The organism is Streptomyces sp. NPDC051662, assembly GCF_040681655.1.
In the GTDB taxonomy this organism is placed as follows: domain Bacteria; phylum Actinomycetota; class Actinomycetes; order Streptomycetales; family Streptomycetaceae; genus Streptomyces.
On the sequence record NZ_JBFAZD010000014.1, the window covers coordinates 196,199 to 214,429 of the forward strand.

Annotated in this window: 13 protein-coding genes; 8 read left to right on the forward strand and 5 right to left on the reverse strand. The window is 71.3% G+C overall.

Annotated elements, in window-relative coordinates; all coding sequences use genetic code 11:
• Nucleotides 1–86: 86 nt before the first annotated feature.
• The 7 genes from AB0M67_RS24120 to AB0M67_RS24150 all read left to right on the forward strand — a co-directional run bounded on the left by AB0M67_RS24120 (nt 87) and on the right by AB0M67_RS24150 (nt 9,238).
• Nucleotides 87–1,685: a dynamin family protein gene (locus tag AB0M67_RS24120; RefSeq protein ID WP_365748577.1), complete on the forward strand. Its 1,599-nt coding sequence runs from the start codon at nt 87–89 to the stop codon at nt 1,683–1,685.
• Between the two features lie 461 nt (nt 1,686–2,146).
• Nucleotides 2,147–3,847 (forward strand): GTPase, encoded by a 1,701-nt coding sequence (locus tag AB0M67_RS24125; RefSeq protein WP_365748579.1) that lies wholly within the window; start codon nt 2,147–2,149, stop codon nt 3,845–3,847.
• Nucleotides 3,848–3,960: 113 nt separating this feature from the next.
• Complete coding sequence (locus AB0M67_RS24130) at nt 3,961–4,554, forward strand: single-stranded DNA-binding protein (RefSeq protein ID WP_365748527.1); 594 nt, start codon at nt 3,961–3,963, stop codon at nt 4,552–4,554.
• Nucleotides 4,555–4,777: 223 nt separating this feature from the next.
• A complete protein-coding gene (locus AB0M67_RS24135; RefSeq protein ID WP_365748529.1) occupies nt 4,778–6,202 on the forward strand; it encodes an LAETG motif-containing sortase-dependent surface protein in 1,425 nt (474 codons plus the stop codon).
• A gap of 210 nt (nt 6,203–6,412) precedes the next feature.
• Nucleotides 6,413–8,077, forward strand: a complete 1,665-nt coding sequence (ettA, locus tag AB0M67_RS24140; RefSeq protein ID WP_365748531.1) for an energy-dependent translational throttle protein EttA — start codon at nt 6,413–6,415, stop codon at nt 8,075–8,077.
• Between the two features lies 1 nt (nt 8,078).
• On the forward strand, nt 8,079–8,543 hold the full coding sequence (locus tag AB0M67_RS24145) for a thioesterase family protein (RefSeq protein ID WP_365748533.1): 465 nt from the start codon (nt 8,079–8,081) through the stop codon (nt 8,541–8,543).
• Entirely contained in the window at nt 8,540–9,238 is a 699-nt protein-coding gene (locus AB0M67_RS24150; protein ID WP_365748535.1) for a hypothetical protein, read from the forward strand. Before AB0M67_RS24145 ends, AB0M67_RS24150 begins: the two co-directional genes overlap by 4 nt.
• Before the next feature lie 120 nt (nt 9,239–9,358).
• Here AB0M67_RS24150 and AB0M67_RS24155 read toward each other — a convergent pair whose 3' ends face one another.
• The gene (locus tag AB0M67_RS24155) at nt 9,359–9,763 is read right to left on the reverse strand and encodes a globin (protein ID WP_365748537.1); all 405 of its coding nucleotides are present in this window, start codon (nt 9,761–9,763) and stop codon (nt 9,359–9,361) included.
• 156 nt (nt 9,764–9,919) lie between these two features.
• Between AB0M67_RS24155 and AB0M67_RS24160 the strand changes: the two genes are divergently transcribed.
• The gene (locus tag AB0M67_RS24160) at nt 9,920–11,005 is read left to right on the forward strand and encodes a methyltransferase domain-containing protein (RefSeq protein WP_365748538.1); all 1,086 of its coding nucleotides are present in this window, start codon (nt 9,920–9,922) and stop codon (nt 11,003–11,005) included.
• Here AB0M67_RS24160 and AB0M67_RS24165 read toward each other — a convergent pair.
• The 4 genes from AB0M67_RS24165 to AB0M67_RS24180 form a co-directional block, all read right to left on the reverse strand.
• Complete coding sequence (locus AB0M67_RS24165; protein WP_365748540.1) at nt 10,986–12,167, reverse strand: FHA domain-containing protein; 1,182 nt, start codon at nt 12,165–12,167, stop codon at nt 10,986–10,988. The genes AB0M67_RS24160 and AB0M67_RS24165 overlap by 20 nt on opposite strands.
• Nucleotides 12,168–12,270: 103 nt before the next feature.
• Nucleotides 12,271–13,629 (reverse strand): VWA domain-containing protein, encoded by a 1,359-nt coding sequence (locus AB0M67_RS24170; RefSeq protein WP_365748542.1) that lies wholly within the window; start codon nt 13,627–13,629, stop codon nt 12,271–12,273.
• A gap of 140 nt (nt 13,630–13,769) precedes the next feature.
• Nucleotides 13,770–15,332: a PP2C family serine/threonine-protein phosphatase gene (locus AB0M67_RS24175; protein WP_365748543.1), complete on the reverse strand. Its 1,563-nt coding sequence runs from the start codon at nt 15,330–15,332 to the stop codon at nt 13,770–13,772.
• A gap of 3 nt (nt 15,333–15,335) precedes the next feature.
• Nucleotides 15,336–18,179, reverse strand: coding sequence for a tetratricopeptide repeat protein (locus AB0M67_RS24180; protein ID WP_365748545.1), 2,844 nt, complete (start codon nt 18,177–18,179; stop codon nt 15,336–15,338).
• Between the last annotated feature and the right edge of the window lie 52 nt (nt 18,180–18,231).

Below are 18,231 nucleotides of genomic sequence, written 5' to 3' on the forward strand. Positions count from 1 at the left end.
CTGTCCCGAGTATGTGATCGGCGCGCAGGGATGTCCATACGCTTCAAAAAGGCTCCAAAATTGGGCATTCTTCGCATGTGGTGACCTTGGACGTACGGCCCCAGCTGATCGACGCACTCTCCGCACTGCGCGACCGTGTCGCCGCCGTGCGTCTTCCACTGCCTCTCACCGGGGCGCCGCGTGCCCGGCAGACCCGGGCCGAGCTGCTCGCACAGCTCGACGACTACCTGCTGCCCCGGCTCAGGGACCCCGAAGCACCTCTTCTCGTGGTCGTCGGGGGGTCCACCGGTGCCGGGAAGTCCACGCTCGTCAACTCCCTTGTGGGACGGCGGGTCAGTGACGCGGGGGTGCTGCGGCCCACCACACGTACCCCCGTACTGGTCTGCCACCCCGAGGACCACCACTGGTTCGCCGGGATGCGGGTGTTGCCGCACCTGACGCGCGTCTGGCTGCCGCAGCAGGAGGACGACGGGGGGATCGGTACGGACGGGATGGGGTCCGTGGAGCAGAGCGCGCTGCGTATCGACACCGCCTCGACCCTGCCCCGTGGGCTCGCGCTGCTCGACGCACCCGACATCGACTCGCTCGTGGTGGAGAACCGGCTGCTGGCCGCCGAGTTGATCTGCGCCGCGGATGTGTGGGTCATGGTGACCACCGCCTCCCGCTACGCGGATGCCGTGCCCTGGCATCTGCTCCGTACCGCGAAGGAGTACGACGCGTCCCTGGTCACCGTCCTCGATCGGGTGCCGCACCAGATGATCGACGAGGTGTCACGGCAGTACGCGGCGCTGCTGACCCGGGCCGGGCTCGGTGACGTACCGCGGTTCACCGTCCCCGAACTGCCCGAGTCCGCGGGCGCCGGGCGGGGCCTGCTGCCCACCACCGCCGTCGCGCCTCTGCTCGCCTGGCTCGCGCACCGGGTACAGGACCCGGCGGCTCGTCAGCAGGCCCTGGTACGCACCGCGGCCGGGGTCATCGACTCGCTGAACGCGCGGATGCCGGAGCTGGCGGGGGCGGTCGCCGCACAGTACGCCGCCGCCGTGCGGCTGACGGGCGCGGTCGAGGAGGCCTACGCGTCCGAGGGCGAGCGGGTGCGGCGGCAGCTCCAGCGCGGGGCCGTGCTCGCCGGGGACGCGCGGACGCGCTGGCGCGGCTATCCCCGGGACAGTTCGGCGCGTGAGCTGCTCGACTCACTGGTGGAGAGCCTGGGCGCCCTCCTCCAGTGCGCGGTGGCCGCCGCTGAGGAGCGGGTGGAGGAGGTATGGCGGCGTGAGCCGGCCGCCGGGACGCTGCCCATGCCGGGTCCGGACGGGGAGACGGCGGAACGGGTCGGGATGGCCGTACGCCGCTGGCGCCGCGTCCTTGAGGAACTGGCCGAGGAGGAGGTCCGGCAGCTCGAACGGACCCCCGCGCCCGACGCCGAGACCGTCGCCGCCCTGCTCGCGGCAGCCCTGCTCGGCGGCCGGCGCGCCCGGCTCGCGGGGGAGCGGCTCGCGGAGCGGGTCGGGGCGCACGCCGCGCTGCGGCTGCGCGACCGGGGCGGCGAGTTGGTGACGACATACATCGATCGCGTACTGCACGCGGAGCGCGACCGGCGGCTGGGCCCCCTCGACGCGCTTGAGGTGAGCCCGGAGCCGCAGGCCGAGTTGATCGCCGCGCTGTCCGTACTCCAGAGGGAAAGGTGACCGATGTGTCTCAGGTGACTGATGTTGCTGATGAGGCCAACGAGATCGACAAAGTCCATGGGCCCCATGAACCTGACGGGTCTCATGAGGCCGAGAGAGCTGACGGCGCTGACAAGGCTTCTGAGAACGGAGGGGAGGGCGCCGAGAGCGCCATGGAGCCCGGGAAGTCCGCGATGCTCGCGAAATTCATGAAGCCCGCGAAATTCATGAAGTCGGTGAGATCCACGGAATCCAGTGAGCCCGACGTGGCTGTGGAGGTCCATGAGGCGCAAGAGGTCCATGAAGTCCAAGAGGTCCATGAGGCAAGCGAGTCGGCGGAGTACGTCAAGTCGGCGGGGTACGCCGAATCCGCCGAATCCACGGAGTACGCCAAGTCCACGGAGTACGCCGAATCCGGCGAGTACGCCGCGTTTCCGGCCCCCGACGAGCCCGGCCCCTCCGCGGGCAGCTGGGACGACGGGCTGATCGCCCGCCGCGCCACCGAGAAGGACTCCCTGGACGGCCTCAGCGGCGTGGACGGCCTCGACGGCGTTCCGGGCGCCGGTTCCGACGAGTCCGAGGCCCACACGCCCATCGGAGGCGCGTACGGCGGCTCTCTGCGCGTACGTCTCGATGCCCTGGGCGAGCTGGTGGGACTGTCGCGGACCCGACTCGACGGTTCCGTACTCGCCGAGGCCGGGCGCGTACTGGACGAGGCGTCCGCACGGCAGCGGCTCTCCTCGCGCCATACCGTCGTCGCGATCGCGGGAGCGACCGGCAGCGGCAAGTCGACGCTCTTCAACGCCCTGGCCGAAGTGCCCATCTCGGAGACGGGCCTGCGCAGGCCCACCACCTCCGCCCCCATCGCCTGCGTCTGGTCCGAGGGCGCGGCGGGGCTGCTCGACCGGCTGGCCATCCCCGGACGGCTGCGGCGCAAGCCGCTCGCGGGCGGGGACGGCGACGAGGAACTGCACGGCCTGGTCCTCGTCGATCTCCCCGACCACGACTCGGCCGTCGTCCGCCACCGTGAGCAGGTGGACCGGGTGCTCGCGCTCGTGGACGCGGTGATCTGGGTCGTCGACCCCGAGAAGTACGCGGACGCCGCGCTGCACGAGCGCTATCTGCGGCCACTCGCCGGCCACGCGGAGATCACCTTCGTCGTGCTCAACCAGATCGACCGGCTCCCCGGCGAGGCCGCCGACCAGGTGCTCGACGATCTGCGCCGGCTGCTGGACGAGGACGGGATGGCCCTCGGCGAACACGGCGAGCCCGGCGCCACGGTCCTCGCGGTCTCCGCGCTCAGCGGGCACGGCGTGGGCGAACTGCGTGAGCTGCTGGGGCGGTTCGTCCAGGAGCGGAACGCCGCGGAACGGCGGCTCTCCGCCGATGTGGACGCGGCGGCGTGGCGCTTGCGGTCCGCGTATGTCGCCGAGGGGCGCGCCGGACTCGGCGAGCGTTCCCGTGAACAGTTCGCCGACCGGCTGGCCTGGGCGGTCGGCGCGGTGGCCGCGGGCGAGTCGGCGGAGCGCGCCTGGCGCAGGAACGCGGGCCGCGCGTGCGGGACACCCTGGCTCCGGCTGTGGCGGTGGTACGAGTCGACGCGGATGCCCGGCGGCAAGACGCAGCGGCCCCCGGCGATCGCGGAGGAGGAGCTGACGGCTCGCCAGCGGGTCGAACAGGCCGTGCGTACGGTGGCGGAGGAGGCGTCCGCCGGGCTGCCCGGGCCCTGGGCGCACTCCGTGCGCGAGGCGGCGGCACGGGGCGCGGAGGGGCTGCCGGAGGCGCTGGACGAGCTGGCGGTGACGGCGGCCACTCCGAGCAGCCGGCCACCGCGGCCCGCCTGGTGGCCAGCGGCCGTGCTGGCACAGGCATCCATGACGCTGCTTCAGATCTTCGGCGCGCTGTGGCTGGTGGGGCAGATCATCGGCGTACTGGAACCGGGGCTGCTGCCGCCCGTACTCGTGATGCTCGCCGGGATCGTCGGCGGGCCGTTCGTGGAGTGGGCGTGCGGGGCGGCCGCGATGGGGCCGGCACGACGGTACGGGCAGGACGCGGAGCGGCGGCTGCGCGAGGCGGCGGCGGCCTGCGGGCGGGCGAGGGTGCTGGACCCGATCTCGGCGGAGCTGATGCGCTACCGGGAGGTGCGGGAGCAGTACGTGACTGTTTCCCGCACGGGCGGGTGACGGCGGGTGACGGGGTTTTCCACAACTCACAGGTAATACACAGGCGACAGCAGATTCTTTCCATCCGGTCCAGCATGGGATCAGTCAATGCAGCCGGACGGGGAGGGGCCGTTATGAACGACACCGTGGTAACCGTGGTGGGGAATGTCGCAACAGGCGTGGAATTCAGGGAGTCGGCCACGGGCGGGGTGGCCCGGTTTCGATTCGCGGTGACGGGGCGCCGGTGGGACCGGCAGAAGAACGGCTGGACCGACGGGCCCACGAGCTTCTACACGGTATGGGCGTGGCGGACTCTGGGGGCGAATCTGGCGGCCTCGGTCTCCGTCGGTGAGCCGCTGGTGGTGCATGGCCGATTGCGGGTGCGGGAGGACGAACGGGAAGGGCAGCGGCGGACGTCCGTGGAGATCGACGCGGTGGCGGTCGGACACGATCTGACGCGCGGGACCGCCGCGTTCAGACGTGTGACCAGGGCCACTCCCTCCCTGACGGAGCGTCACAAGCCCGCGACGGAGGGGGAGGAGCGGGGGCGGACGCGGCCTCAGGGACCGGATCAGGTGCGGCTTCCCGTGCGGCTTCCCGTGTCGGACGGAGCGCCGGACGGAGCGCCGGACGGAGTGCCGGACGGCACGTTGGACGGGGCGCTGGACGGGAAACCGGGGGCGGCACCCGCTCGCGCGCCGGCCACGGCGTCGACCGCGGCTTTCTGAACGGGGGTTGTGGAGACATGTCGATATACTCGGTCGCATTGCATAGTTCTGCCGGAGTGTCGATAACGATTCCGATTCGGAACGGTTATCAGAGTGCGTGAGTGGACTCGGGTGGTTCGCGCCGTCCATAGGATTCGCAGTACTCACGGGGCACTTGAGTCTGCTGGCGAGGCATCCCCCCCACGCGTTCAACGCGGAAGTACCTCGCCCGAAGGGGAATTCTGTGTTTTCTGCGATATCTGCGTCATCCGTACGGAGGCGAGGCGCCGCCCGTCTCGCCGCCGCGGTACTCGTCTCGGGTCTGGTGGCCATGGGCTCGGTGGTCGGCGCCGGCGCGGCCACCGCCGACGAGGTCCCGCAGCACCAGGGTGGCGCCGCGGCCACCCTCGACGGACTGAAGACCTACGGCGGCGCCGTGCTCCACACCGACGGCAAGGACCAGCAACTCCCCGCCGGGCTGTTCGAGATGACCGTGGACGGCGGCGGCAAGCTCAAGACGTACTGCATCGATGTCCACAACCCCACACAGGACCAGGCGAAATACCTGGAGACCCCCTGGGATCAGACCTCGCTCGGCGCCAACAAGAACGCCGGCAAGATCCGGTGGATCCTGGAGCACTCCTATCCGCAGATAGACGACCTCTCGGCGCTCGCCCAGAGCGCGGAGACCGGGCCCCTCACCGAGAAGACGGCGGCGGCGGGCACCCAGGTCGCGATCTGGCGCTACTCGGACAACGCCGATGTCGACGCCAGCGACCCGGCGGCCGAGAAGCTCGCCGACTGGCTGGAGAAGAGCGCCCAGGACGCCGCCGAGCCCAAGGCGTCCCTGACCCTCGAACCCGGCGCCGTCTCCGGCAAGGCCGGTGAGAAGCTCGGGCCGATCACCCTCCGCACCAACGCGGCCGGTGCCACCGTCACGCCGCCCGCCGACGCCGCCGCCAGCGGCGTCACGATCACGGACAAGGACGGCGCCCCGGTCACCACCGCCGTCAATGGCACGCAGCTGTACTTCGATGTGCCGTCCGATGCCTCCGACGGCACCGCGTCGCTCGGTGTGCAGGCCACCACCTCCGTACCGGTCGGCCGGGCCTTCGCCGGTGTGACCAAGAGCCAGACGCAGATCCTGGCCGGGTCCAGCGAGTCCACCGTCTCGGCGACGGCGACCGCTACCTGGGCCGAGCAGGGCGCGATCCCCGCCGTGACCGCTCAGAAGAACTGCGCCGAGGGCGGCGTCGACATCACCGCCACCAACAAGGGCGACGAGCCGTTCGTCTTCGAGCTCCAGGGCACCGAGCACTCGGTCCCGGCCGGTGAGTCCAAGACCGTCACCGTCCCGGTCGGTGAGGACGAGGCGTACGACTTCACCATCACCGGGCCTGCCGGGTTCACACAGAACTTCAAGGGCGTCCTGGACTGCCTGACCACCAGCGACTCGGGCCCCGTGACCCAGCAGGAGTCCGCGCAGCCCCTCCCGGCCTCGGCCGGCGGCTCCTCGGCGGCTGCCACGGACAACCTCGCGGAGACCGGCTCCTCCAGCGCCACCCCGGTCATCGCGGGCATCGCGATCGCGCTCGTGGTGCTCGGTGGCGGCGCCGTCTTCCTCCTCCGTAAGAGGAACGCCTCGGCGCCTTCGACTCCCGGAGAGTGACCGAAGTCTCGCGCTGAGTGAGACCTCGCAGCCCGTGGCCCCCGGCACGCATTCGCGTACCGGGGGCCACGGCCGTGAGAACGGCGCGAGAGCGGTCCGGGGAGCGGTACTGGTTTCCATCAGGGGATGGACATGCGGCAGGATGGCGTGTATCTGCCCTCACGCGGCGGAGCCGCACATTGGCCCTTCTCGATTGCCGGACGGTTTCTCTTGGCTGAGTACATCTACACGATGCGCAAGACGCGTAAGGCGCACGGCGACAAGGTCATCCTCGATGACGTGACGCAGAGCTTCCTGCCGGGCGCGAAGATCGGTGTGGTGGGTCCGAACGGCGCCGGTAAGTCCACCGTGCTGAAGATCATGGCGGGGCTGGAGCAGCCGTCCAACGGTGACGCGTTCCTGTCCCCGGGTTACACGGTTGGCATTCTCCTTCAGGAACCGCCCCTGGACGAGTCCAAGACCGTGCTGCAGAACGTCCAGGACGGCGCCGCCGAGATCATGGGCAAGCTCAACCGCTTCAACGAAGTGGCCGAGCTGATGGCGACCGACTACTCCGACGCGCTGATGGAGGAGATGGGCAAGCTCCAGGAGGACCTCGACCACGCCAACGCGTGGGACCTGGACACCCAGCTCGAACAGGCCATGGACGCGCTCGGCTGCCCGCCCGGCGACTGGCCCGTCACCAACCTCTCCGGTGGTGAGCGCCGTCGCGTCGCGCTCTGCAAGCTGCTGCTCGAAGCCCCCGACCTGCTGCTCCTCGACGAGCCCACCAACCACCTGGACGCCGAGTCCGTGCAGTGGCTGGAGCAGCACCTCGCCAAGTACCCCGGCACCATCGTCGCCGTCACCCACGACCGGTACTTCCTCGACAATGTCGCCGGGTGGATCTGCGAGGTCGACCGCGGCCGTCTGCACGGCTACGAGGGCAACTACTCCAAGTACCTGGAGACCAAGCAGGCCCGTCTCAAGGTCGAGGGCCAGAAGGACGCCAAGCGCGCCAAGCGGCTCAAGGACGAGCTGGAGTGGGTGCGGTCGAACGCCAAGGGGCGCCAGGCCAAGTCCAAGGCCCGACTGGCCCGTTACGAGGAGATGGCCGCCGAGGCCGACAAGATGCGGAAGCTGGACTTCGAGGAGATCCAGATCCCGCCGGGCCCCCGGCTCGGCAGCGTCGTCGTCGAGGTGGAGAACCTCTCCAAGGCGTTCGGCGAGAAGGTTCTGATCGACGACCTGTCGTTCTCGCTCCCGCGCAACGGCATCGTCGGGGTCATCGGCCCGAACGGCGCAGGCAAGACCACGCTCTTCAAGATGATCCAGGGCCTGGAGGAGCCGGACTCGGGCTCCATCAAGGTCGGCGACACCGTCAAGATCAGCTATGCCGACCAGGGCCGCGACAACATCGACCCGAAGAAGACGCTGTGGGCGGTCGTCTCCGACGAGCTGGACTACATCAACGTCGGCCAGGTCGAGATGCCCTCGCGCGCCTATGTCTCCGCGTTCGGCTTCAAGGGCCCGGACCAGCAGAAGCCGGCCGGTGTGCTCTCCGGTGGTGAGCGCAACCGGCTGAACCTGGCGCTGACCCTCAAGCAGGGCGGCAATCTGCTGCTCCTCGACGAGCCGACGAACGACCTGGACGTCGAGACGCTGTCCTCGCTGGAGAACGCGCTGCTGGAGTTCCCCGGCGCGGCCGTGGTCGTCTCCCACGACCGGTGGTTCCTGGACAGGGTCGCCACGCACATCCTCGCGTACGAGGGCGAATCCAAGTGGTTCTGGTTCGAGGGCAACTTCGAGTCGTACGAGAAGAACAAGGTCGAGCGGCTCGGCGCGGACGCCGCCCGTCCGCACCGTGCCACCTACAAGAAGCTGACGCGAGGCTGAGATGGCCCGCCACTACTACAGCTGCCCGCTGCGCTGGTCGGACATGGACGCCTTCGGGCATGTCAACAACGCGGTCTTCATCAGTTATCTGGAGGAGGCCCGGATCGATTTCATGTTCCGGCTGGCGCCGGGGGACGGCTCGCCGTCCTTCTCCGGCGGGTCCGTGGTGGCCCGGCACGAGATCGACTACAAGCGGCCGTTGGTCCACCGGCACGAGCCGGTGACCATCGAGTCGTGGGTGACGAAGATCAACGCCGCGTCGCTGACGATCGCGTACGAGATCAAGGACGGTGACGGCTCCGACCAGGTGTACGTACGGGCCTCGACCGTCGTCGTGCCGTACGACCTGGCGGCCGGGCGGCCCCGGCGGATCACCGAGGAGGAGAGGACGCATCTCCTGAAGTACCTCGACGACGAGGCCGAGGCCGAGGACAAGGACAAGGACAAGGACGCGCTCGCGGCATGACCGGGCCCGAACGGACAGTGGAGTTCGCCGACGCGCGGGAGGCGGCCGATCTCGGCGCCTTCCTCGCCCGGCTGATCCACTACGACCGCGCCGCCGCCGTACGGCTCCAGGCCGGGGGCGGCGCGCTCGCCGTCTTCGGCCGGCCGGCGTCCTTCGAGGTGCTCGCCATCCGTACGGCCAGACTCGCCACGCGGTACGCGTTCGATGTCACCGTCTCGGCCGGGGAACTCCTCGAAGCGATCGACGAGACTGCGGGCAGCGTGGTCGTCCCGACGGCCGTCACCGGCCCGCCCTGGGCCGGGGTGCTGCCCCCGCGCGGCGGCTGGCGGCAGATGCCAGGACTGCCGGGCACGGACGCCATGCGCCGTGCGCTGACCGTCGCGGTCGCCGAATTCCGGTCCCGCGACGAACGGTTGACGCCCGGCGACGGGACGCGCGCGGAACGCGACCGGATCGGCCGGGAGATCTGGTCCCGGACCCTCGGCGACACCCATCTGCCGCTGCGGGCGGTGCACGCGGCGCGGTCGCTGGGGTTCCTGCGGCCGGTTCGCGCCATGGTGCCGGCCACAGCGCCCGTCGAGGAACAGCCGGTGGCGCTGCTGGAGTCGGGCCGCTGGCTTCGGCTCCGCACGCCGTACGGCTCGATCGCGGTACGGCGCGCGGGAATCGGCGGCCTCACGGTCACCCCGGTCTGAACAGGACCACCCCCGTCTGAAGAGGACCACCCCGGTCTGAACAGGACCACCCCGGTCTGAACAGGACCGCGGGGACCGGGGAGATCGAGGGGCGGCGCGACCGGCGCGCCCCGGGAGAGATCAGCCCGCGGTGTTCACCATCGAGGCGGCGGCGTATGTGAGGTAGTCCCACAGCTGCCGCTGATGCGCCTCCGAGAGCCCCAGCTCCTCGACGGCCACGCGCATGTGCTTGAGCCAGGCGTCGTGCGCGGCGCTGTCCACCGTGAACGGAGCGTGGCGCATCCGCAGCCGGGGGTGGCCGCGGTTGTCGCTGTAGGTGCGGGGACCGCCCCAGTACTGCATCAGGAACAGCACAAGCCGCTCCTCGGCGGGGCCCAGATCCTCCTCGGGGTACATCGGCCGCAGCAGCGGATCCTCGGCAACCCCCTGGTAGAACCGGTGGACCAGGCGCCGGAAGGTCTCCTCGCCGCCGACCTGCTCGTAGAAGGTCTGCTCCTGAAGCGTGCCTCGCGGAATCTCGTTCACCTGTCCATGGTCTCAGACCGACCGGCGGAGGACCTCAGCCCTAGGACTTGTCCCCCATATCCGCCACCAGTCCTCCTGTACAGGACCTGTCCGATAGTGGCGCGCAGATGCCAAGGCCCACTCGCTTCCGGGCCGCTCACCCAGGACAGTGGAGAGATGGGCGCACACCGGGAGGACGTGTACGGGCTGGACGAGGCGGCCGTCGCCGTCGCACGCGCCGGACTGATCCGGGAGATCGCACTGACCGGGGCGCTCGACGACCCGGCCTGGCGGGCGGCGTTCGAGGCGGTACCGCGCCATCTCTTCGTGCCGTACTACTTCGTCGGCCGCCCCGGCGGCTATGACCGGCTGTGGGGCGGAGACCCCGACCCGGCGCGGCGCCGGCGCTGGCTGCGCGGGGCGTACGCGGACGGGCCGCTCGCGACCCGGGTGCGCGACGGCGAGTTGATCTCCTCCAGCAGCCAGCCCTCGCTGATGGCCCGGATGCTGGTGGAGCTGGATGTACGGGACGGTGACCGCGTCCTGGAGATCGGCGCGGGCAGCGGCTACAACGCGGCCCTCCTCTGTCACCGGCTGGGCGACGAACTCGTCACCACCGTCGATGTCGATCCGGAGATCACCGAGTCGGCCCGGGGTCATCTCGCCACGGCCGGTTACCGGCCCGCCGTCATCACCGGCGACGGCGCGCGCGGCTGCCCGGAGCGCGCTCCGTTCGACCGGATCATCGCGACCTGCACCCTGCCGTCGGTGCCGACGATCTGGCCGGCGCAGTGCCGGCCGGGGGCCCGGATCCTGGCGCCGCTCGCGACCGGGCTGATCAACCTTCTCGTCGGCAAGGGAACCCACGGGAACGGCGCCCACGGCAACGGGGCACATGGCGGTGGGGGCGGGCGCGGCGAAGGGGAGCGCGGCACCTGCGCGGAAGGGCACTTCCTGAACACCGCCGCCTACTTCGTACCGCTGCGCGGCGTGCCCGGGAGCAGGGCCCTGGCACGCCGGCCCCTCGGCGGACTGCCGAGGCGCGCGAGCGAGAACGAACTCTTCCGCTTCCTGCTGACCCTGACCGCGGGCAGCCTGGATCCGCACGAGGCGCTCTCCCTCTGGGAGCGGGAGCGCCGCCCGGAGCGGGAACGCTTCGGCGTCACCCTCACCGGCGGCCGTCAGTGGGCCTGGCTGGACGACCCGGCGGGGCCGTACGTATGGCCCCTCAGCCCCGGTGGGATCAGCCTCGACGGATCGTGATCGTCGTCCAGGCACCGACATGCACTCGGTCGCCGTCCTTGAGCGGGACGGGGACATAGGGCTGTATCGGGTCCTCGGCGCCGTTGAGCGTCGTGCCGTTGGTGGAGTTCTGGTCGACCACGGCCCAGCTGCCGTCCGGCTGGTGGACCAGGACCGCGTGCTGGTGCGAGACGCCCGGGTCCTCCGGCGGGACCGACAGGTCGATCTCCGGCGACTCACCGGTGGAGTGCCGGCGGCGGCCGATGGTGACCTGGTTCCCGGCCAGCGGCAGATGCTGCTCGGGGGAGTACGCGGGCAGATTCAGCCCGGTGGCCTCGGGGCCGCTGCGCTGCATCATCGCCATGAAGTACTCACGGTCGGGGCCGATGACCGCCGTCCAGGTGGCCGGCGGCTGCTGGTACTGCCGCATCGGGTCGTGCTGCTGTTGCTGGGGTACCTGGGCCCGGGTGTGTGCCTGCGACTGCTGTGACGACTGCGACGGCGCGTGCTGCTGCGACTGCGGGGCCTGCGGATGGACCGGGGCCGATGCCGCCGAGGGCGGCGGCAGCATCCAGTCGTCGTCCCCGGCCGGCCGCGCGGGCGAGGGCGCCTGCGGAGCGGCGGACTGCTGCTGGAAGGCGGGCGGGGGCGGCGGTCCCTGCTGCTGATACGGCGGCGGGGGCGGCGGCCCCTGCTGGTGCGGGTTCTGCGGCGAGGGCGGCGGGGGCGGTGACGGCTGCTCTGGCGACAGCGGCTCGGCGGGCCGGTTCAGCTGCGAGGGCCGCGAGCTCTGGTACTCGTACGGATCCGCCGGCTGCCGGGGCGGCTGCTGGGCCTGGAAGCCCGGCGGCAGGTTCAGCCCGGGTACGGGGCCGCCGGGGCTCGGCTGTTGCGGAGCCAGCGGGGTGTACGACGTCGCCGTGTTCGTCAGGAAGTTCCAGCGGCACTCCTCGCAGAACGGAGCCATCGGCTCGCGCGGAGTGCGGCACTGCGGGCACAGCTCGGCCTGGACGGTGGCGTTGGGGCCCGGCCCCGGGGGATAGCCGTAGCCGGGCGCGGGCGGCGGCGGGGGAGGCGGCGGCGGTACGGCACCCGTGGGAGCGCCAGGTCCGGCCATGCGATGGCCGCAGACCTCGCACCAGTCGTCGGAACCCGACTGGTGTCCGTTCGGGCAGGTCGGCATGTCGGCGCTTCCCCCTCTCCTCGTTCGGCCCGCAGGCCGCTGTTCTCTGTGTCTCCGCGCCGCGGACTCCTCGTCGCGCGGTTACGCGGTGATGCGGTTGCCTCTACTTCTTGACGCGAACGGTCTTGGTGGAGCGCGTTTCGAGGGTCATCTCGTCCGCGTCCGCGACCTTCGCCTTCAGTCGCACAGTACCTGTCGCCGCATCGACGACGTCCACCACCTTCGAAAGCAATTTCGCGGTATCGGCGTTCCCCGACGAAGCGGCGAGCTGTACGGCGCGTCCCAGTTTGGCGGTCGCGCCGTCGAAATCGCCCGACTTGCGTGCGTCCAGACCCTGTTGGATGACTTGCGCCAGTTCGGCTTGACCCGTGTAGTGCGCGACCTGGGGGTTTATCGAGGTGGAGGCCGCCATGTCATCCGTCCACACCGCTCGTACCAGCCCCTGGGACAGCACCTCGGGGGCTCCGCCGCCGGGCGCGGGAAGGATGAGCGAGACGCGCGCGGCCAGCATCTCCTGGCCGATGCCGGCCTCCGGAACCCGTACACACACGTGGTAATCGCGCGATTCGTCACCCCAGGACCCGGTGGGATAGTCCCCGGCCCGCGGCCCCGCCTCCGTGCGGCGGCCGGTCAGATCCTCGACCGTGGGTGCCACCTGCTTGATGAAGGCGATCTCCACGCCGACGGGTGTCCACAGCCGCAGCGCCACATCCGCGATCTCCTTGCCCATCGCGTTCTCCATCATGCTGGTGAAGTCCGCGGCCAGACCGGCCGGATCGGCGACGATATCGGCCGTCCCGAGCAGCGCGGAGGCGATGGCCGTGACCTCCTTCACCTCCCAGTCCGTGCCGACACCGCGGGCGTCGCAGGTGAACCGGCCCGCGCAGGAGTCGAGCGCGGCCCGCAGATCCTCCGGCGCCTCGTGCTCGTTACGGCCGTCGGTGAGCAGGATGCCGTGCCGGATGGGGACATCGGCGGTGGACAGCAGCCGGTCGGCCAGCCGCAGCCAGGTGCCGATGGCCGTTCCGCCGCCCGCGCTCAGCCGGCGCAGCGCCTCCTTGGCCTGGGCTCTGGTCCCTCTGTCGGCGATCGCGAGCTTCCCGTTGCCCGGGAAGACCTCCTTCGCCACATGCGTACCGCCGACGATCGCGAAGGCGACGCCGTCGCGCAGGGTGTCGACGGCCGCGGCCGTGGCGTCGCGCGCGTTGCGCATCTTCGTCGGCGGGTAGTCCATGGACCCCGAACAGTCGACCATGATCACCACGGCCGCGTTCGGGCCCTGGCCGGGCACGGCGGAGGGCGTGGCCGTGGCTCCTGTCAGTGGCACTCCACCGGTGGTGCCGCCCCCCGTCGAGGTGACCGTGACGATCGCGTTGACCTCGCGCCCGCCTTCCGGCAGGTATTCGTTCTGGTACACGTCGACGGAGAACCGCGGCACGTTCGACTTGGAGAAGTTCGCCATCTGTATCGGCTCCTTGACGCTCCACACAGCAGAGACAAGTCAGTGAAAGGGGCAGTAAAAGGTCTTCCGTTGATCAGTGTTCGGTCAGTAATTGATCAGTAATTGGTCAGTTTCGAGGCATGCGTGACCGAAATCGAGACTCATGCCGAGCTGTAGGCGGATCCTGCCCCTTGCGATGGCAGGGCGAACGGCAGTACCGCCACTGTTACGTTGTCGTGGCCCCCACCGTCGAGCGCGTGTCCGACCAGTACCTGGGCGGCGTGCAGCGGCCGTCGCGCCGCGTCGGCCGGCAGGGCCCTGGCCATCTCGTCCGCGCCCTCCGCGTAGTTCCACAGACCGTCCGTGCAGACCACCACCACACCGGGGCGGTCCGGCTTGAACGAGGCGGTGTGCGGCTCCAGTTCATACGCGTCGGCGCCGAGCCAGCCGGTGATGGCGTGGGCGCGGGCGTCCGCGTACGCCTCCGTCTCGTTCATCAGCCCCGCCGCGACCATCTGCGCGGCCCAGGAGTCGTCCTCGGTGAGCCGGGCGGGCGGGCCGCCGCGGTCGTCGGGGATCCAGTAGACCCGGCTGTCGCCGACCCAGCCGACGACCAGCAGACCGCTCGCGACCACCGCGCCGACGATGGTGCACGCGGGGGCGTTCTGATGGCGGTGCGGGTCATGCTCCATTCCGCCGCCCGGGGCCGTGGCCAGGGCGTTGACCGCCTCGGCCGCGACCACGATCGCGTCGTGCATCGACTGCTGCGGATGCGTACCGCGCTCCAGCGCGGCCAGCAGGGACTCGTTCGCCGCGCCCGCCGCCGCGGCCGAGGCCTCGTCGGGACGGGTCGCGGACGACACACCGTCGCAGACGACCGCGACCACGGCGGGGGAGCCGTCCGGCAGGGCGGCGGACGACACGGCGAACGCGTCCTCGTTGCGGTGATGCCGTAGCCCGCGGTCGCTGACGGCCGCCACCGCGCCCAACTCCTGCTCCACATGGTCACGTTCGCGTGGCTGGGCGTGGCCGCAGTTCTCGCAGTAGCCGTCCGTGTCGACCCGGCCGGCCCGGCAGGCGACGCAGAGCTTGCCACCGGCAGGGAGGGCCGCGCCGGGGTCTGCGGTGCGCGGATCGGTGGCCGCCCGGTTCGGGCCCTCGGCGCCGGCGTTCTCGGTGCCGGTGCTCTCCGGGCCCGTGCTCTTCGGGCCCTCGGCGCCGGCGTTCTCGGTGCCGGTGCTCTCCGGGTCCGCGCTCTTCGGGCCCGTGTTCTCCTGGCTCGTGTTCTCCGGGGTCGCGTAGTCGCGCGCCGAGCTGTCATGGATCAGGGCGCCGGGCGCGGGCAGTTCGAAATCACCTGGATGGGCGGGCAGTCGCGAGCCGCTCGACTCCAGCCCCGGCAACTCCTCCGGCAGCTGCGGCGGCGGCGCCGATGTGCCCGAGCTGCCGGTCCCCGAGACCGTGGGCCACTCCACACCGGCCACCGGAGCACCGGCCGCCGGCGTACCAGTCGCCGGAGCACCGGCCGCCGGTGCCTCGGGCGCGCGCGTGTCGGGGACCGTCGGTGCCAGCCCGTTCATGACGAGGGTCGGTCTGTCGTCAGGGCGCGGCGGCACGACCGACAGGTCGTAACCGCACGCGCCGCAGAACAGGTCGCCGGACTCCAGCGGCTCCTCGCAGCTGGGGCAGGTCGGCAGCTGCGCCGACTTGGGCTTCTGGGACATCAATCACACCCACGTCCGGGGGCGGAAACGGTTTGCCCGTTCCACCAGTTCGATCCTCTCCTCGCCGCGCTGAGCGAGCCGGGCGAGCACCCGGTACGAGCGTTCCAGTCCGAACCGCAGCCCGCGCTCGTCCAGCTCACTGCCGAGCAGTACGGCCCGCACCGGACGGGAGCCGGGACTACCGGAGAGTACCCAGTCCAGGGCCGTCCCCAGTACCTCCGTCGACAACTGCTCGCGCCGTACCGCGTCCAGACCGAACTGCTGGAGCGCGGACACCTGATGGGCCGCCGCCGTGAGATCGTCGATCAGCGGCCCCTCCTGGCCCGGACCGGCGGTGGCCGTCGGCGCTCCACGCTGCCGCAGCCTGGCCCGTACGGCCGCGACCCGCGCCGCCGTGTAGTGGATCGACGCCTCGGGCACGGACTCCAGGGACCGTACGGCGCCGACCCGGTCACCGGCGGCCAGCTGCACCCGGGCGAGACCGAACGCCGCGCTGACATAGCTCGGATCGGTCGTCCAGACGAGGCGGTAGTACTCGGCGGCGTTGTCCAGCTGGCCGAGCACCTCGGCGCAGACGCCCAGCGCCAGCTTCGGGGCCGGCTCGCCGGGGAACGCGTCGTATATCGCGTCGAAGGAGAGCGCCGCCGTCTCGTGGTCGCCCGTGGCGAGCGAGGCGACGCCCCGGTACCAGACGACCCGCCAGTCGTCCGGACGCTGCTCCTCCAGGACGGCCAACGACTGGGCGGCGGTGGCCAGTTCACCCATCTCCAGCCGGGCGCGCAGCTCACGCAGTCCGCGCTCCAGCGAGTCGGCGGGGGCGGCGGCCAGCGCGGTGATCAGCTCGGCGGGGGCCGTGGCCAGCAGACCGGCGAGGAAGCCGGCGTTCGGATCGTTCGGATCGACTCTCGGTACGGGCAGGGCCAGCGAGACCGCGCGCGTGTCGAGCGGCGCGAGCCGCGGCACGCCCGAGCCCGGAGCCACCACACCCGGAGCCACCACACCCGGAGCCACCACACCCGGAGCCACCACTCCGGGGGCCACCGCGCCGGGGGCCACCACTCCGGGGGCCACCGCGCCGGGGGCCACCACTCCGGGGACCACCGCGCCCGGACCCGTCCCGGCGCGGGGCGACGGCAGATACGGCGGGGCCACCGGGGCGAGCCCACCGGTTCCGGCAACACCCGGCCGCGCGCCCGGCGCGGGCAGGGCGACCGCACCGGCCCCGGCCCCCGGCGCCAGGACCGGCGCGGCTCCCGTCCCGTCGCCGCCGGTGAGGGCCGGGCCCGGCCCCGCCGCCCGGGCGCGCCGCCCGAACAGGCCACCGCCCCGCGCCGGTTCGGGGCGCGCCCCCAGCCGTGAGACCTCCTCGGTCAGCTCCGCGAACAACTCCGTGTCCGTGACCCGCAGCTCGGGACCGAACAGCGTGGACAGCGAGGGACGCGGACGCCCCGTCTGGAGCGCCACCACCTCCCGCAACACGCCCGTCAGCTGCTCCGCCATCTCCTGCGCCGACGAGAACCGCCGCGCCGGGTCCGGGTCCGTCGCCCGGACCAGCAGCCGGTAGAAGGACTCGTACGTCCGGAAGACCTCGATATTGTCCGGGTCGGGGAGCGAGTCCACGAACACGTTCGTGTAGCCCTGGAAGTCGAAGGTCAGCACCGCCAGCGTGCGGGCGATCGTGTACAGATCGGAGGCCACCGACGGGCCGAGCTCCGCGACCTCGGGCGCCTGGTAGCCGACGGTGCCGTAGATCGCCGACTCGTTGTCGTCCATCCTGCGGACCGCGCCCATGTCGATGAGCTTGAGCTGATCCTCGGTCTGGATCGCGTTGTCCACCTTGAAGTCGCAGTAGAGCAGATTGCGGCTGTGCAGATGGCCGAGCGCCTCCAGCGCCTCGATGCCGTACGCGCACGCCTGCTCCACCGGCAGCGGATCGCGCTTGCCCGCGGCCGTGCGCCGCTCGTTGGCGATCTCCTTCAGCGACTTGCCGCCGACGTACTCCATGACGATGTAGCCGTCCATGGAGCCGGTCCGCTGGTCGAGATGTTCCACGAAGTTGTAGATACGGACGATGTTGGAGTGTTCGATCTCCGCGAGGAAGCGGCGCTCGGAGATCGCCGCCTCCATGGCGTCCTGGTCGCCGGTGTCCAGCAGGCCCTTGAGCACCACCCAGCGGTCCGAGACCGCGCGGTCGATCGCCAGATAGACCCAGCCCAGACCGCCGTGGGCCAGACACCCCACCACCTCGTACTGGCCGTGCACGATATTGCCCTCGTGCAGCTTCGGTACGAACGAGTACGGGTGGCCGCACTTGGTGCAGAACCCTTCCGTACGCCCCGGCCGGTCCCCACGCGCGCGGCCCACCGGCGCACCGCAGTCCGAGCGCGAGCAGAACCGCTTGCGCTCGGGCACCTCCGGATGCCGCATCACCGCGGAGCGCGGGTCGGGGCGCGGTACGTCCGGTACGGAGACGAGGCCCGCGCCGAGGCGGTTACGGCCCGACGCGGCCGTGGACGAGCCGGAGCTGCGTACCGACACCGACTGGGTCGACAGCCGCCCCGACAGGGTGCGCGAGAGCCGGCCGGAGACCGAGCGCCGGGACGTGGAGGAGCGCGAGGAGCGCGAGGAGGTCCGTGCGGAGGAGCCGGACGAGGAGCGTGCGGACGCGCCACGCCCGGAGCCGCTGCTCCGCCCGCCGCCCGTGATGCCGGTGGGCGGTGAGGACAGCGATCCATTGGGCGAGACGACGGGCGCCAGACCGCAGGTGTCGCAGTACAGCTCACCGCCGCCCATGTCCTCGTACGAACCCTCGCAGCCGGGCCGCTGGCATGCGTTCGTCCCGCTCATCTGTCCCCCCGTTGGCCCGCCGACATCTCTGTCGCGTCTCGCTCCGTCGTCC

Excerpts from the sequence above, each read along its gene's own strand:
- AB0M67_RS24145 (WP_365748533.1), top strand. The coding sequence starts at position 8,079 with ATGGCCCGCCACTACTACAGCTGCCCGCTGCGCTGGTCGGACATGGAC.
- AB0M67_RS24130 (WP_365748527.1), top strand. The coding sequence starts at position 3,961 with ATGAACGACACCGTGGTAACCGTGGTGGGGAATGTCGCAACAGGCGTG.
- AB0M67_RS24165 (WP_365748540.1), bottom strand. The coding sequence starts at position 12,167 with ATGCCGACCTGCCCGAACGGACACCAGTCGGGTTCCGACGACTGGTGC.
- AB0M67_RS24170 (WP_365748542.1), bottom strand. The coding sequence starts at position 13,629 with ATGGCGAACTTCTCCAAGTCGAACGTGCCGCGGTTCTCCGTCGACGTG.
- AB0M67_RS24150 (WP_365748535.1), top strand. The coding sequence starts at position 8,540 with ATGACCGGGCCCGAACGGACAGTGGAGTTCGCCGACGCGCGGGAGGCG.
- AB0M67_RS24160 (WP_365748538.1), top strand. The coding sequence starts at position 9,920 with ATGGGCGCACACCGGGAGGACGTGTACGGGCTGGACGAGGCGGCCGTC.
- AB0M67_RS24175 (WP_365748543.1), bottom strand. The coding sequence starts at position 15,332 with ATGTCCCAGAAGCCCAAGTCGGCGCAGCTGCCGACCTGCCCCAGCTGC.
- AB0M67_RS24180 (WP_365748545.1), bottom strand. The coding sequence starts at position 18,179 with ATGAGCGGGACGAACGCATGCCAGCGGCCCGGCTGCGAGGGTTCGTAC.